Source organism: Helicobacter pylori SA213A (assembly GCF_000476275.1).
GTDB lineage: Bacteria > Campylobacterota > Campylobacteria > Campylobacterales > Helicobacteraceae > Helicobacter > Helicobacter pylori_CL.
In genome coordinates, this window is sequence record NZ_CBOM010000007.1 from 15,520 (window position 1) to 27,808 (window position 12,289).

13 protein-coding genes are annotated in these 12,289 nt (G+C 38.5%); 10 read left to right on the top strand and 3 right to left on the bottom strand.

Translation table 11 applies throughout. The features are described 5' to 3' along the window. Positions 1 to 10: 10 nt before the first annotated feature. The gene (locus QT74_RS03790) at positions 11 to 454 is read left to right on the top strand and encodes a hypothetical protein (RefSeq protein ID WP_000949831.1); all 444 of its coding nucleotides are present in this window, start codon (positions 11 to 13) and stop codon (positions 452 to 454) included. Further along, entirely contained in the window at positions 435 to 2,201 is a 1,767-nt protein-coding gene (gene mrdA / locus QT74_RS03795) for a penicillin-binding protein 2 (RefSeq protein WP_033764762.1), read from the top strand. The genes QT74_RS03790 and mrdA overlap by 20 nt, the downstream gene beginning before the upstream one ends. Before the next feature lie 510 nt (positions 2,202 to 2,711). Here the strand turns inward: mrdA and QT74_RS03805 are convergent. Then, positions 2,712 to 3,527 (bottom strand): MetQ/NlpA family ABC transporter substrate-binding protein, encoded by an 816-nt coding sequence (locus QT74_RS03805; RefSeq protein ID WP_033764766.1) that lies wholly within the window; start codon positions 3,525 to 3,527, stop codon positions 2,712 to 2,714. 142 nt (positions 3,528 to 3,669) lie between these two features. Continuing rightward, a complete protein-coding gene (locus QT74_RS03810) occupies positions 3,670 to 4,266 on the bottom strand; it encodes a peroxiredoxin (RefSeq protein ID WP_000961663.1) in 597 nt (198 codons plus the stop codon). A gap of 239 nt (positions 4,267 to 4,505) precedes the next feature. Between QT74_RS03810 and QT74_RS03815 the strand changes: the two genes are divergently transcribed. Further along, positions 4,506 to 5,507 carry an ABC transporter substrate-binding protein gene (locus QT74_RS03815; protein ID WP_033764768.1) on the top strand — a complete coding sequence of 334 codons (1,002 nt, stop codon included), beginning with the start codon at positions 4,506 to 4,508 and terminating at the stop codon, positions 5,505 to 5,507. 23 nt (positions 5,508 to 5,530) lie between these two features. Here the strand turns inward: QT74_RS03815 and QT74_RS03820 are convergent, their stop codons facing one another. After that, positions 5,531 to 6,697, bottom strand: coding sequence for an FtsW/RodA/SpoVE family cell cycle protein (locus QT74_RS03820; protein ID WP_033764770.1), 1,167 nt, complete (start codon positions 6,695 to 6,697; stop codon positions 5,531 to 5,533). Positions 6,698 to 6,902: 205 nt separating this feature from the next. On the opposite strand from QT74_RS03820, the gene flgB reads away from it, so the two are divergent. From flgB to QT74_RS03850, 7 genes are all read left to right on the top strand, one after another. After that, on the top strand, positions 6,903 to 7,325 hold the full coding sequence (gene flgB / locus QT74_RS03825) for a flagellar basal body rod protein FlgB (RefSeq protein ID WP_033764772.1): 423 nt from the start codon (positions 6,903 to 6,905) through the stop codon (positions 7,323 to 7,325). Between the two features lie 12 nt (positions 7,326 to 7,337). Further along, positions 7,338 to 7,823 carry a flagellar basal body rod protein FlgC gene (gene flgC / locus QT74_RS03830; RefSeq protein WP_000480093.1) on the top strand — a complete coding sequence of 162 codons (486 nt, stop codon included), beginning with the start codon at positions 7,338 to 7,340 and terminating at the stop codon, positions 7,821 to 7,823. 126 nt (positions 7,824 to 7,949) lie between these two features. Beyond that, positions 7,950 to 8,279, top strand: coding sequence for a flagellar hook-basal body complex protein FliE (fliE, locus tag QT74_RS03835; protein ID WP_001147916.1), 330 nt, complete (start codon positions 7,950 to 7,952; stop codon positions 8,277 to 8,279). A gap of 23 nt (positions 8,280 to 8,302) precedes the next feature. Continuing rightward, positions 8,303 to 8,428, top strand: a complete 126-nt coding sequence (locus tag QT74_RS08155; protein ID WP_080247168.1) for a transcriptional regulator — start codon at positions 8,303 to 8,305, stop codon at positions 8,426 to 8,428. Between the two features lie 6 nt (positions 8,429 to 8,434). Further along, positions 8,435 to 10,282, top strand: coding sequence for a peptidoglycan D,D-transpeptidase FtsI family protein (locus QT74_RS03840; protein ID WP_033764774.1), 1,848 nt, complete (start codon positions 8,435 to 8,437; stop codon positions 10,280 to 10,282). 78 nt (positions 10,283 to 10,360) lie between these two features. Further along, a complete protein-coding gene (locus tag QT74_RS03845) occupies positions 10,361 to 11,461 on the top strand; it encodes an AAA family ATPase (protein ID WP_033764776.1) in 1,101 nt (366 codons plus the stop codon). Beyond that, positions 11,461 to 12,159, top strand: a complete 699-nt coding sequence (locus QT74_RS03850; protein ID WP_033764778.1) for a DUF3226 domain-containing protein — start codon at positions 11,461 to 11,463, stop codon at positions 12,157 to 12,159. Before QT74_RS03845 ends, QT74_RS03850 begins: the two co-directional genes overlap by 1 nt. The last annotated feature ends 130 nt before the right edge of the window (positions 12,160 to 12,289 follow it).

Here is a 12,289-nt window from a genome sequence, read left to right on the forward strand (position 1 = left end):
CCGCAAAACCATGCTCTCTTTAAAACAAGATTCCTTTTTTTTCTTATGTTTAGGGATCTTTGGTTTTTATTTTTATAGCCTTTTGAGAGATTTAATGCCTTTTTTACCCCCCATGATTGGGTTTTTATTCTTGTTTTATGCGAAAAAATACGATCATTTTTTACCCAGTTTGAGCGTGTTTGGTTGTTTGTTTTGGTTTGAAAGCATGCATTTAAAGACTCTAGGCGTTTTAGCCTTGCTGTTTTTAATCTACCACCAAATCGTCTATAAAAACTCTTTAAAGCTTTTTAATGACGGCTTTTTATTCAAAACTTTGCATGTCTTTTTGGTTTATTACCTTTATTTATCGCGCTTTTTTTCGGTGTCCTTGAGTTTGAAAATACTCGGCTTTCTCGCTCTTTTTGCTTTAATAGAGAGCGCTTTGTGGGGTTTGTATGAAAAATCTTCGCTATAAGCTTTTACTCTTTGTTTTTATAGGGTTTTGGGGGTTATTGGTTTTAAATTTATTTATTTTAAGCGTTAAAAATCAAGAATACTATGAAAAACTGGCCGAACGCAACATGACTAAAAAGGAATTTCTAGTCCCTACAAGGGGCGATATTACAGACAGAAATGATGAGTTTTTAGCCACTAACGAATTGGTGTTTGGCGTGTTTTTGCCCAGCAGGCTTAGACAAAAAGAGCTTTTAGAAAAAATTGAAATCATCCAAAAGTTTTTCCCTAACTTTTCTAAAGAAACGCTTTTAAACAACTACCAAAAAGAAAATTCGCTTTATAACCACAACCTCATTAAAGTGGTTGGCTTCATTCCTTATATCGCCATGCAACCTCTTTATACCAAACTCATCCAAACTCAAGGCATTTTTGTGCTACCTTTAGACAAGCGCTACTACCCTAATAACGCTTTAGCTTCACATGTTTTAGGCTATGTGGGGGTGGCAAGCTTGCAAGATCTAAAAGACGATGAAGAGAATCAATACAGCCAGATTGTGGGCAAAACCGGCATTGAAAAAGAATACAACAAGCTTTTACAAGGCAAGGTGGGCTATAAAATCATGCATGTCAATGCGCTCAATCAAGAATTAGCTACCTTAGAAGTAGTGCCACCAAGCACCAACAACCACTTGCAATTGAGTTTAGACAAACGCTTGCAAAAAGAAGCGGACAAGCTCTTTGAAAATAAAAGGGGGGCTATTTTAGTGATGAACGCAGAAAATGGGGAATTGCTCGTTGCAGGAAGTTACCCTGAATACAATTTGAACGATTTTGTAGGCGGGATCAGTCAAGACAAATGGCAAAAACTTCAAGATGATATTTATAACCCCTTATTAAACCGCTTCGCTAACGCCTTGTATCCGCCGGGATCTGTGGTTAAAATGGGCGTGGGCTTGAGCTTTTTAGAAAATCTTAACATCACAGAAAACACCACCATCCCCACCCCGCCTTTTATTGAAGTGGGCAAGCGCAAATTCAGAGATTGGAAAAAAACAGGGCATGGCAATTCTAATTTGTATAAAGCCATTAGGGAGTCTGTGGATGTGTATTTTTATAAGTTTGGGCTTGAAATCTCTATAGAAAAACTCTCTAAAACCTTAAGGGAAGTGGGCTTTGGGGAAAAAACGGGCGTTGATTTGCCGAATGAATTTGTGGGGATTGTGCCGGATAATTTGTGGAAACTCAAACGCTTCAATCAAGATTGGCGCGTTGGGGACACGCTCATTACCGCTATTGGGCAAGGCTCTTTTTTAGCCACGCCCTTGCAGGTTTTAGCCTACACGGGACTCATTGCTACGGGCAAACTGGCAACGCCTCATTTTGCTATCAACAACCAACAGCCGCTCAAAGACCCCCTAAATAGTTTTCAAAAAAAGAAGCTCCAAGCCTTGCGCGTGGGCATGTATGAAGTGTGTAACCATAAAGACGGCACCGCTTATCATTCCACAAGAGGTTCTAAGGTTACTTTAGCGTGTAAAACCGGCACCGCACAAGTCGTGGAAATCGCTCAAAACATCGTCAATCGCATGAAAGAAAAGGATATGGAATACTTCCATCGATCCCATGCATGGATTACCGCATTCTTGCCTTATGAAAAACCCAAATACGCTATCACTATTTTAGTAGAACATGGGGAAGGGGGGTCAAAACTAGGGGGCTTGTTAGTGAAAATGAGTAATAAACTCTATGAGCTTGGCTATCTTTAATAAGATTTTAAACCTTTTCAAAAACGCAACCCTTTAAACGCTAAAGACCATTAGCCAACTTGTTTCCAAACTTGTTTCAGCGCTCTACAACTCATTCTAATGGGTGGTTTAAAACTGGTCTTCATTAAAGAACACTCTAAAAGCGTAAAACTTTAATGAGATTTAGGCTTGCTGTATGTTTGGCTTTATTCTAATCGCATATTGACAGCTAAAGTCTTGTTTAATGTTTTTAAAAAATGGGGTTTTAGTTATTTGGCTTCATCGTTTTAGATTTTATCATGATTTTCTTAAAGGGATAGAGAGGGTTATTTTGCACCATTTCCCCCTTTAAGAAATAACGCTTTTTAAGAAATTGTCGCTTGATTAGCGCAAGCTCTTTTCGTTTTGTTTTAAAAATACTTTTAGTATTTTTGATCAATATCCAATGAGAACAAAGCTTTTTATTAGTGCCTATTATTAGCACCTATAAAGCACCCCATTCATCTTAAAGACGAATGTTATCCAAATGGCTTAAAAAGCCGGGATAATCGCCCCTTTATAGGTATCCAAAATAAATTTCCTGGTCTTTTCACTTTGTAAGGCTTCAATCAGCGCTTTTATGGCTTCATCTTGCGCGTTATCCTCACGAGCGGCTATTAGATTGGCATAAGGCGAGTCCTTGTCTTCTGAAAATAAGGCTCCGGTAAGTTTCGCTTGCAAGGCATAATTCCCTGTTACAATAGCCCCATCCACATCCCCTAAAACTTTAGGCAATAATGCGGCTTCTAAAGGCTTGATTTTGATGTTGTAAGGATTTTTGACAATATCAAACTCCGTAGCGTATAGATTGCTTGGGTCTTTGAGAGCGATAAGGCCTTGTTTATGCAGTAAAATCAACGCCCTGCCTTGATTGCTCGGATCATTTGGCACGGCAATCACTGAGCCTTTTTTAAGGTTTTTAATGTCTGTGATTTTTTGAGAATAAAATCTTAAAGGCTCCACATGGATATTGGCCAAACCAACAAGGTGCATTTTTCTGTCCAAATTAAACCGATCCAAATAAGGGCGGTGCTGGAAGTAATTCGCATCTAAAGAGCCGTCATTGAGCGCTAAATTAGGCAACACATAATCGGTAAAAGACACGATCACTAATTTGATCCCTTTCTCTTTCAAATCGTCCACGACTGATTGCAAGATTTGCGCATGCGGCACGGGGTTAGCGCCCACTTTAAGCTCACGAGTGATTTTGTGGTCTTCTTTTTTTTCTTTGTGGTGTTTGGCGTCTAAAAGATTAAAAAAACCTAAAACGATAGCGGTTACGCAAATAATACGCTTGAATATGTTCATAAAAAACCCTTTATTAAAAAAAATAATTCAAAAATGATAAAAAGATAAAACGATACGAAAAATTAAAAAATTAAGCGAAGAACAAAATTAAAGAAAGGATTTAACCAAGAAAGAACTCTCTTGGTTAAAAGAATTAAGCCGATTAAAGCTTAATGGAATTTTCTTTAAGATATTCTGCAACGCCCTGGTGAGTCGCTTTCATACCTTTATCGCCTTTTCTCCAGCCTGCTGGGCATACTTCACCATGTTCTTCAAAGTGTAAGAGAGCGTCTACCATGCGAAGCATCTCGTCTGCATTCCTACCTAATGGCAAGTCATTGATCACTGCGTGTCTTACTTTCATGTTTTTATCAATCAAAAAAGCACCTCTCAAAGCGATCGCTTCTTCAAACAGCACATCATAGTCTCTAGAAATGCTCTTAGTAATATCAGCCACCATAGGGAAAGTTACTTGACCAATACCGCCTTTTTCTACAGGGGTGTTTTTCCATGCGAAATGCACTTGTTCGCTGTCAATAGACACGCCAATCACATTAAAGCCTTTTTCTTGGAAGTCTTTCACTCTTTTATCAAACGCAATGATTTCTGTAGGGCATACAAAAGTAAAATCTTTTGGCCAAAAGAAAAGAATCGCACCGCTCTTACCTAAATTTTTAGAAAGCTCAAAGTGTTCATCAACCTCGTTGTTTCCTAAAACGGCAGGCGCTTTAAAATCGGGGGCAAGTTTTGTAACTAACATATACAACTCCTTAAGTGTTTTAAAATTTTGTTGGATCAAAATTAAACCTGAACAGATTTAATTTTATTATGCTTTCCACTCAATCAGCGGAAACATAGTGGAGTATATTCTTAAAAAGTTAATGAAAAGATATTTCCTTTTAAATTTTAAGATTTTGTGAAAAAAAGTTTCATTTTTACTGCTTGTATTTCCTTGAATAGTGTTATAATCGCTTCATAAATCATACGAAAGGAATTGTCATGCTAATCGCTCGCTTTAAAAAAGCTTTAATCTCTTGTTCTTTAGGCGCGCTCATTGTTTCATTTTTATTAGGCGTGGCTAACGCTTCAGTGCAAGAAGTTAAAGTCAAAGATTATTTCGGGGAGCAAACCATAAAGCTTCCTGTTTCTAAAATAATCTACTTGGGCAGCTTTGCAGAAGTGCCTGCCATGTTCAATACTTGGGATAGGGTTGTAGGCATTTCGGATTACGCTTTTAAATCTGATATTGTTAAAGCCACTCTCAAAGATCCTAATCGCATTAAATCCATGAGCAGCGATCATGTGGCAGCGTTGAATGTGGAGCTTTTAAAAAAACTTAGCCCTGATCTTGTGGTAACCTTTGTGGGCAACCCTAAAGCCGTAGAGCATGCGAAAAAATTTGGGATATCATTTCTTTCTTTCCAAGAAAAAACCATTGCAGAAGTCATGGAAGATATTGACACTCAAGCTAAAGCCTTAGAAATTGACGCTTCTAAAAAATTCGCCAAAATGCAAGAAACTTTGGACTTTATTGCTGAGCGTTTGAAAGGTGTCAAAAAGAAAAAAGGGGTGGAGCTTTTCCACAAAGCCAATAAAATCAGCGGCCATCAGGCCATTAGCTCAGACATTTTAGAAAAAGGGGGCATAGACAATTTTGGCTTGAAATACGTCAAATTCGGGCGCGCTGACATTAGCGTGGAAAAAATCGTTAAAGAAAACCCTGAAATCATTTTCATTTGGTGGGTAAGCCCACTCACGCCTGAAGACATGTTAAACAACCCCAAATTTTCCACTATCAAGGCCATTAAAAACAAGCAAGTTTATAAACTCCCCACAATGGATATAGGTGGGCCTAGAGCCCCACTCATTAGCTTGTATATCGCCTTAAAAGCCCACCCTGAAGCCTTTAAGGGCGTAGATATTAATGCGATGGTTAAAGACTACTATAAAGTGGTTTTTGATTTGAATGATGCAGAAGTTGAACCATTCTTATGGCACTGATTTTAAAAAAAGGGCGATATTTTTTAGCCCTTCGTGTATCGCGCTAGGCTTAGAACAAGCCCTATAGCGATACAATTCGCTAAAAGCGAACTCCCTCCATAGCTCAAAAACGGCACCGCTAGGCCCTTAACCGGAAGAATTCCTCCCACCCCAAAGGCGTTGATCACCAAAGAAAAACTAATGAGCAGCACCACGCCCACGCAAAATAGCGAATATTTTGGCTCTTTCAAGCGGTTAGCGATCCTAAAAATCAAAACAATCAAAACAGAAAACAAAATAAAACAAACGCATAGCCCCAAAAAACCCCATTCTTCGGCGATCCCAGCTAAGACCATGTCCGTATGCACTTCGCTCAAAAACCCAAGCTTGATTTGCCCAAGCCCAAGCCCTTGCCCAAACAACCCCCCATTATGCATGGCATTGCCTGCATGAAAGACCTGATAGGATTCGGGCAAGTCGCTTATTCTAAGAGCGTTCGCTAATCTATCCGGCAAGAGCGTGAAAAGCGAGTTTTGCAAATTAGACCACCACAATTTCAGGCGCAAAATCCTATGAGCGCTTGTAACAATCGCTAAAACGCTGATCGCAAACGCCCCTGAAATAATCAAGCCAAACAAATGCGCACTCCCCCCAGAAAAGACCAACAACACCGCTAAAACCGCCCCCAAAAGAACAATCTGCCCCAAATCGTTTTGCAAAACCCCCACCCCAATCGCTAAGGCTACAAACACCACCGAATAAGGCACAAAAGTGATGAGTTCTTCTTTAACATTAGCCTTTTCTTTTGCCACAAAGGTGCGAGACAAACTCCACGCAAGAAAAAAGGTGAAACCAACCTTTAAAAACTCCAAAGGCGCTAGAGAAAAAAACCCCAAACGAATCCATCGCTTCGCCCCCCCAGCGCTACTGGAAAGGCTTTCTGGCAAAAAAAACATGCCAATAATGAGTAATAGTGGGATAAAAAGAAGAAAAAACCCCAAACGGCTAAACCACTTGCTAGGATCAACCCTAGACAACCCCCACATGATAACAATACCCATGATTGCACTTGAAAGCTGGCGTATGAAAAAATGGAATTCCCCATAATGATACAGCACCACTGTGGTGTAAGTTGAGAGCGAATAGCTCATCAACACCCCTAAAAAGATCAATAGCGAAGTGCAAAAAAACAGGTTTCTATCTGTAGTCATTAGGATTTCCTTATTTTGGTTTTTGAATAGGCGTTCTCTTAAGGTATTTTAGGGGTATTTTACACTATAATGGCTCTGAATTGGCTTATCGCTCAAGCTTAAGCATGCTTTGAAACTGATCGCATTCTTTAATGAAAAAGCGAGCCGTTTTTGGAATGCTTTTTGCATGCTATAAATTTGCAAGGGTTTAAAAAAGGGGTTTTATATGGATTTTTCTAAAGCGTTTGGACTGGTTTATAGGGCGTTGGACTATAGGGCTTTAAGGCAGGATATGATCGCTTCTAACATCGCTAATGTGGACACCCCCTTTTACAGGCCAAAGGATTTGGATTTTGAAAGCGTTTTAGCGAAGAAAAAGGCAGAAATTTTTGAAAACCAATCCAGTAAGGTTTTGCCTTTAGCCCACACTAACCCTAGGCATTTAGACTTTGAAAATAGCGCTAAAGATGGGGCAAGCCTTTTTTTTAGAGACGGGCATTTGGCTAAAAATGATGGCAACAGCGTGGATTTAGACATAGAAACGAGTGAAATGGGCAAAAACTCTACCATGTATTTAGCCTTGAGTTCAGCCTTAAAAAAGTATCGAGGCGTGATCAATTACGCCATTGATTCCAGTAAGAATTTATAGTTAAGGGAAAGCATGTTTTTATCTTCTTTTGATATTAGCGGTTATGGTTTGTCCGCCCAACGCTTAAGGGCTAATTTGATTTCTTCTAATATCGCTAACGCTAACACCACGCGCACGAGCGAAGGAGGCCCTTATAGGAGGCAAGAAGCGGTGTTTAAGGCTTTTGATTTCAACGAGATTTTAAACCAAAAAATCGCTCAAAACAACCAAATTACCCCCTATGAAGACCCCCTAGATGAAGGCGATGACAACCCCTTAATCCCTATCACAAGCGTGGTGGTGGATAAGATTGTGCGCGATGATAGCGAGCCTTTGATGAAATACGATCCCAGCCACCCTGACGCTAACGCTCAAGGCTATGTGGCTTACCCCAATGTGAATGCGGTGGTTGAAATGGCGGATCTAGTGGAAGCGACTAGAGCTTATCAGGCCAATGTTGCAGCCTTTCAAAGCGCTAAAAACATGGCACAAAACGCGATTGGTATGTTACAAACATGAACGATTTTCAACAATTTATGGTAGTATAAGGAAATTTAGGTAGTATTAGCCAAAGATCAGTAGAATACAAAATGAATAAAATATTTAATAGAGTTAAATTTTTAAAAAAGAGCTTAAGGAGGTTCTATGCAAGCCATACACAATGATAAAAGCTTATTGAGTCCTTTCTCTGAGCTTAACACAGACAATAGGACTAAAAGAGAAGAATCGGGTAACGCCTTTAAAGAACAAAAAGGTGGGGAGTTTTCTAAACTCTTAAAACAATCCATCAATGAGCTTAACAACACTCAAGAGCAATCTGATAAAGCCTTAGCGGATATGGCGACAGGGCAAATCAAAGACTTGCACCAAGCGGCTATCGCCATAGGGAAGGCTGAAACGAGCATGAAACTCATGCTTGAAGTGCGTAACAAAGCGATTAGCGCTTATAAAGAGCTTTTAAGAACGCAGATCTAGTTTCTTAAGTGGCTTCTCTTTAAATGATCGCTTGGTCCTTTTTAAAGAGAGGGTTTGTTGTTGCTGCACCCCATTTTAATGGATTTTACCATCAAAAATTCATGCTCTCATGCGTTGTGAAAATCCAACGCTACGCCATTTTTAAGTAAGCGTTCATGGATAATAAAAACATTGATCCCAACTTCAACCCAGAGCGATTTTTAGAAACCCAAAAATACAAGGGCTCTGTTACAGCATTAATCTTTTTATTGCTTTTTTTTATTTTTTTAATGGTGGCTTTTAAAAAAGCTTTTTTTGCCCAAGCCAACATGCCCACTCTAGTGATGAGCAAACAAGACACTGCGGCTAGGGGGACTATCTATAGTCAAGACAACTACAGCCTGGCCGCTTCGCAAACCCTTTTCAAACTGGGCTTTGATACAAGGTTTTTAAACCCGGATAAAGAAGATTTTTTCATTGATTTTCTCTCTATCTATAGCAATATCCCTAAAAAATCCTTAAAAGACGCCATCAATACGAAAGGTTATATTATTCTAGCCTATGATCTCACGCCCAATATGGCCGCTAATATTAGAGACTTGAATAAGAAATTTTTAACCTTTGGGGTTTTCCAAAATTTCAAAGACGCGCACGATAAGGTGTGGCAAAAGCAAGGGCTAAACATTGAAGTGAGCGGCGTTTCTAGGCATTACCCTTATCAAAATAGCCTAGAGCCAATCATTGGCTATGTGCAAAAACAAGAAGAAGACAGGCTCACTTTAACTACCGGTAAAAAAGGCGTTGAAAAATCTCAAGATCACTTGCTTAAAGCCCAACAAAATGGCATAAGAACAGGCAAAAGAGACGTGAGTTTTAACTTCATTCAAAACCACTCTTATACAGAGATTGAACGCCTTGATGGCTATGAGGTGTATTTGAGCATTCCTTTAAAACTCCAAAGAGAAATTGAAACCCTATTGGATAAAACTAAAGACAAACTCAAGGCTAAAGAAATCCTAGTGGGTATCATTAACCCTAAAAGCGGGGAAATTTTATCGCTAGCTTCAAGCAAGCGCTTCAATCCTAATGCGATTAAAACCAGCGATTATGAAAGCTTGAATTTGAGCGTTGCCGAAAAGGTTTTTGAGCCAGGCAGCACGATTAAACCCATTGTTTATTCCTTGCTGTTAGACAAGAATTTAATCAACCCCAAAGAGCGCATTGATTTAAACCATGGTTATTACCAATTAGGAAAATACACCATTAAAGACGACTTTATCCCCAGTAAAAAGGCCGTTGTGGAAGACATTTTGATCCAATCTAGCAATGTGGGCATGATAAAAATCAGTAAAAATCTCAACCCAGAGGATTTCTATAACGGGCTTTTAGGCTATGGATTTTCTCAAAAAACCGGCATTGACTTATCCTTAGAAGCCACAGGAAAGATCCCTCCTTTGTCCGCTTTCAAGCGTGAAGTATTAAAAGGGAGCGTCTCTTATGGCTATGGGCTGAATGTGACTTTTTTGCAGCTTTTAAGGGCTTATGCGGTGTTTTCTAATGAAGGCAAATTGACTACCCCCTATTTAGTGCAACGAGAAACCGCCCCTAATGGCGATATTTACATCCCTAGCCCCAAACCCACTTTTCAAGTCATTAGCCCCAAAAGTGCTAGGAAAATGAAAGAAACCTTAATCAAAGTGGTGCGTTATGGCACAGGCAAAAACGCTCAATTTGAAGGGCTATACATAGGGGGCAAAACAGGCACGGCTAGGGTTGCCAAAAACGGGAGTTATAGCGTGCAATCCTACAACAGCTCTTTTTTTGGGTTCGCTGAAGATGAAAGGCAGGTTTTTACTATCGGCGTGGTTATCTTAGGCTCGCACGGCAAGGAAGAATATTACGCTAGCAAGATTGCAGCCCCTATTTTTAAAGAAATCACCGAAATTTTAGTGCGTTACAATTACCTATCGCCCTCTATTGCGATTCAAAATGCGTTGGAGAAAAACCGCTTTAAAATTAAGTAAGAATAGTAGGGTAAAATTAGCGTAACTATACCGATGATCTAGTGGCATCAATTCAAGCTAACTAAAAGGCGAATTTAAATGATTAAAAGCATAGAGATTGAAAATTACAAAAATTTCAAGCACCTTAAAATGGAAAATTTTAAACTCATCAATTTTTTTACCGGTCAAAACGATACAGGCAAGACTAATCTTTTAGAAGCCCTTTATATCAACACGGGCCTTTGTGATTCTGCCGTTCAAGTCAGTCTTCCCCCTGAACATGTGGTGCTTGTTAGTGAATTTAGGAAAATCAAGCTCAATAACGACAACCTAAAAACCTTCTTTTACCAAGAGAATACCGCTAATCCCATTAGCATCCGCACTGAGTTTGAACATGCTACTATCCCTCTTACTATCCAATACCCCACACAGACCAGTTACAGCAAAGACATCAATTTGAATAGCGATGACATTCATATGACAAACCTTATAAGCAAAACAATAATGAAGCCACAGCTCCAATTTTTCTACAATCCATCTTTTTCCCCCATGACAATGACTTATGAATTTGAAAGACAAAACTTAAGCTTAATCCATTCTGATTTAGATAAGATCGCTCAAACCTATAAAGAAAATGCAATGTTTATTCCTGTGGAATTATCTATTGTTAATTCTCTTCAAGCATTAGAAAATTTACGATTAGCGAGTAAAGAAAAAGAATTAATGGAAGTCTTAAAATATTTCAACCCTGATATTTTAGACGCTGATACCATAAGAAAGTCTGTCTATATCCAAATCAAAAATGAAAACACACCGCTAAAAGAAAGCCCCAAAAGGCTTTTAAATTCGTTTGGTTGGGGGTTTATCAAATTTTTTATCATGGCGAGCATTCTTATAGATAATCGTGTTAAGTATCTTTTTATTGATGAAATAGAAAGTGGTTTGCACTATACAAAAATGCAAGAGTTTTTAAAAGCTCTGTTTGAGTTAGCTCAAAAACTACAGATTCAAATTTTTGCCACCACGCACAACAAAGAATTTTTATTGAACGCTATCAACACCATGCCCAATAATGAAACAGGAGTTTTTAAAGATATAGCCTTGTTTGAGTTTGAAAAAGAAAGTGCTTTTGGCTTTATCAGACACAGCTATTCTATGCTAGAAAAAGCGCTTTATAGGGGTATGGAGGTTAGAGGCTGATGCGAGAAAAAATCGTTTATGTGGAGGGCGAATCAGATAAAATCTTTTTAACGCTTTTGAATGAATTTAGAAATTTAAGGATTAATGGTGAAAATATTGTTAGTTGTAAGGGCAATACCAAGCTTTTTAAAGAAGCAGAGAGTATTAAAGAATATCTAAAAGCTAAGGATATTTACATCGTTTTTGATTCAGACAACCAAACAAAAGAGACTAAAATTCAAGAGATAAAGAAACAACTCCAAGAAAACCCAGAAGAAGAACACCGCTTAAACGATGAAGAGTTTAACCAGATTAAGATTTTTTTATTGCCAGAAAATGATGAGACTAAACACGATCTCAATTATTGTGAATTAGAGCCTTTGCTAGAAAAAATGGCAAAAGAAAGTGAAAATGAAGCGTTTTACACAAAATTCCGCCAACATTACGACACACTTCTTGATGAAGCCTTTGAAGAAACCAATCAGAATCAAACACCTATCAGAAGAGGGCAAAAAAAACATGCTAAATGTTGGCTACAACCCTATATCACGCTTTCTGTTTGTTTAGAGAGAGGTTTTGTTCCTTGTGGGTTAAACGATCTAGATCCTGTTACTGCAACCGCTAAAATGATAGATAAGCCAAAAAATACAGAAATTCTTAAGAAATTTTTTAATTTTGATTCAAAGGAACTTCAAGCATTGATTGATTTTTTAAAATAAACCCAACAAAAACCCTTGATTTTTACAAGTATTAGAATCTCTCTCAAATTGAGTTTAAACCACTCAAAAAGCTTTGTAGCCATAAAATCCTAAATAAAGGTTGTTTTGAAAACACCATTCAAACAACCCA

Bases quoted from the DNA above. Each gene is read 5' to 3' on its own strand.
- QT74_RS08155 (WP_080247168.1), top strand. From the start codon at position 8,303: ATGATCGCTTGGTCCTTTTTAAAGAGAGGGTTTGTTGTTGCTGCACCC.
- QT74_RS03845 (WP_033764776.1), top strand. From the start codon at position 10,361: ATGATTAAAAGCATAGAGATTGAAAATTACAAAAATTTCAAGCACCTT.
- QT74_RS03850 (WP_033764778.1), top strand. From the start codon at position 11,461: ATGCGAGAAAAAATCGTTTATGTGGAGGGCGAATCAGATAAAATCTTT.
- QT74_RS03820 (WP_033764770.1), bottom strand. From the start codon at position 6,697: ATGACTACAGATAGAAACCTGTTTTTTTGCACTTCGCTATTGATCTTT.
- QT74_RS03840 (WP_033764774.1), top strand. From the start codon at position 8,435: ATGGATAATAAAAACATTGATCCCAACTTCAACCCAGAGCGATTTTTA.
- flgC (WP_000480093.1), top strand. From the start codon at position 7,338: ATGTTTTTATCTTCTTTTGATATTAGCGGTTATGGTTTGTCCGCCCAA.
- QT74_RS03805 (WP_033764766.1), bottom strand. From the start codon at position 3,527: ATGAACATATTCAAGCGTATTATTTGCGTAACCGCTATCGTTTTAGGT.
- QT74_RS03790 (WP_000949831.1), top strand. From the start codon at position 11: ATGCTCTCTTTAAAACAAGATTCCTTTTTTTTCTTATGTTTAGGGATC.
- fliE (WP_001147916.1), top strand. From the start codon at position 7,950: ATGCAAGCCATACACAATGATAAAAGCTTATTGAGTCCTTTCTCTGAG.
- mrdA (WP_033764762.1), top strand. From the start codon at position 435: ATGAAAAATCTTCGCTATAAGCTTTTACTCTTTGTTTTTATAGGGTTT.
- QT74_RS03810 (WP_000961663.1), bottom strand. From the start codon at position 4,266: ATGTTAGTTACAAAACTTGCCCCCGATTTTAAAGCGCCTGCCGTTTTA.
- flgB (WP_033764772.1), top strand. From the start codon at position 6,903: ATGGATTTTTCTAAAGCGTTTGGACTGGTTTATAGGGCGTTGGACTAT.
- QT74_RS03815 (WP_033764768.1), top strand. From the start codon at position 4,506: ATGCTAATCGCTCGCTTTAAAAAAGCTTTAATCTCTTGTTCTTTAGGC.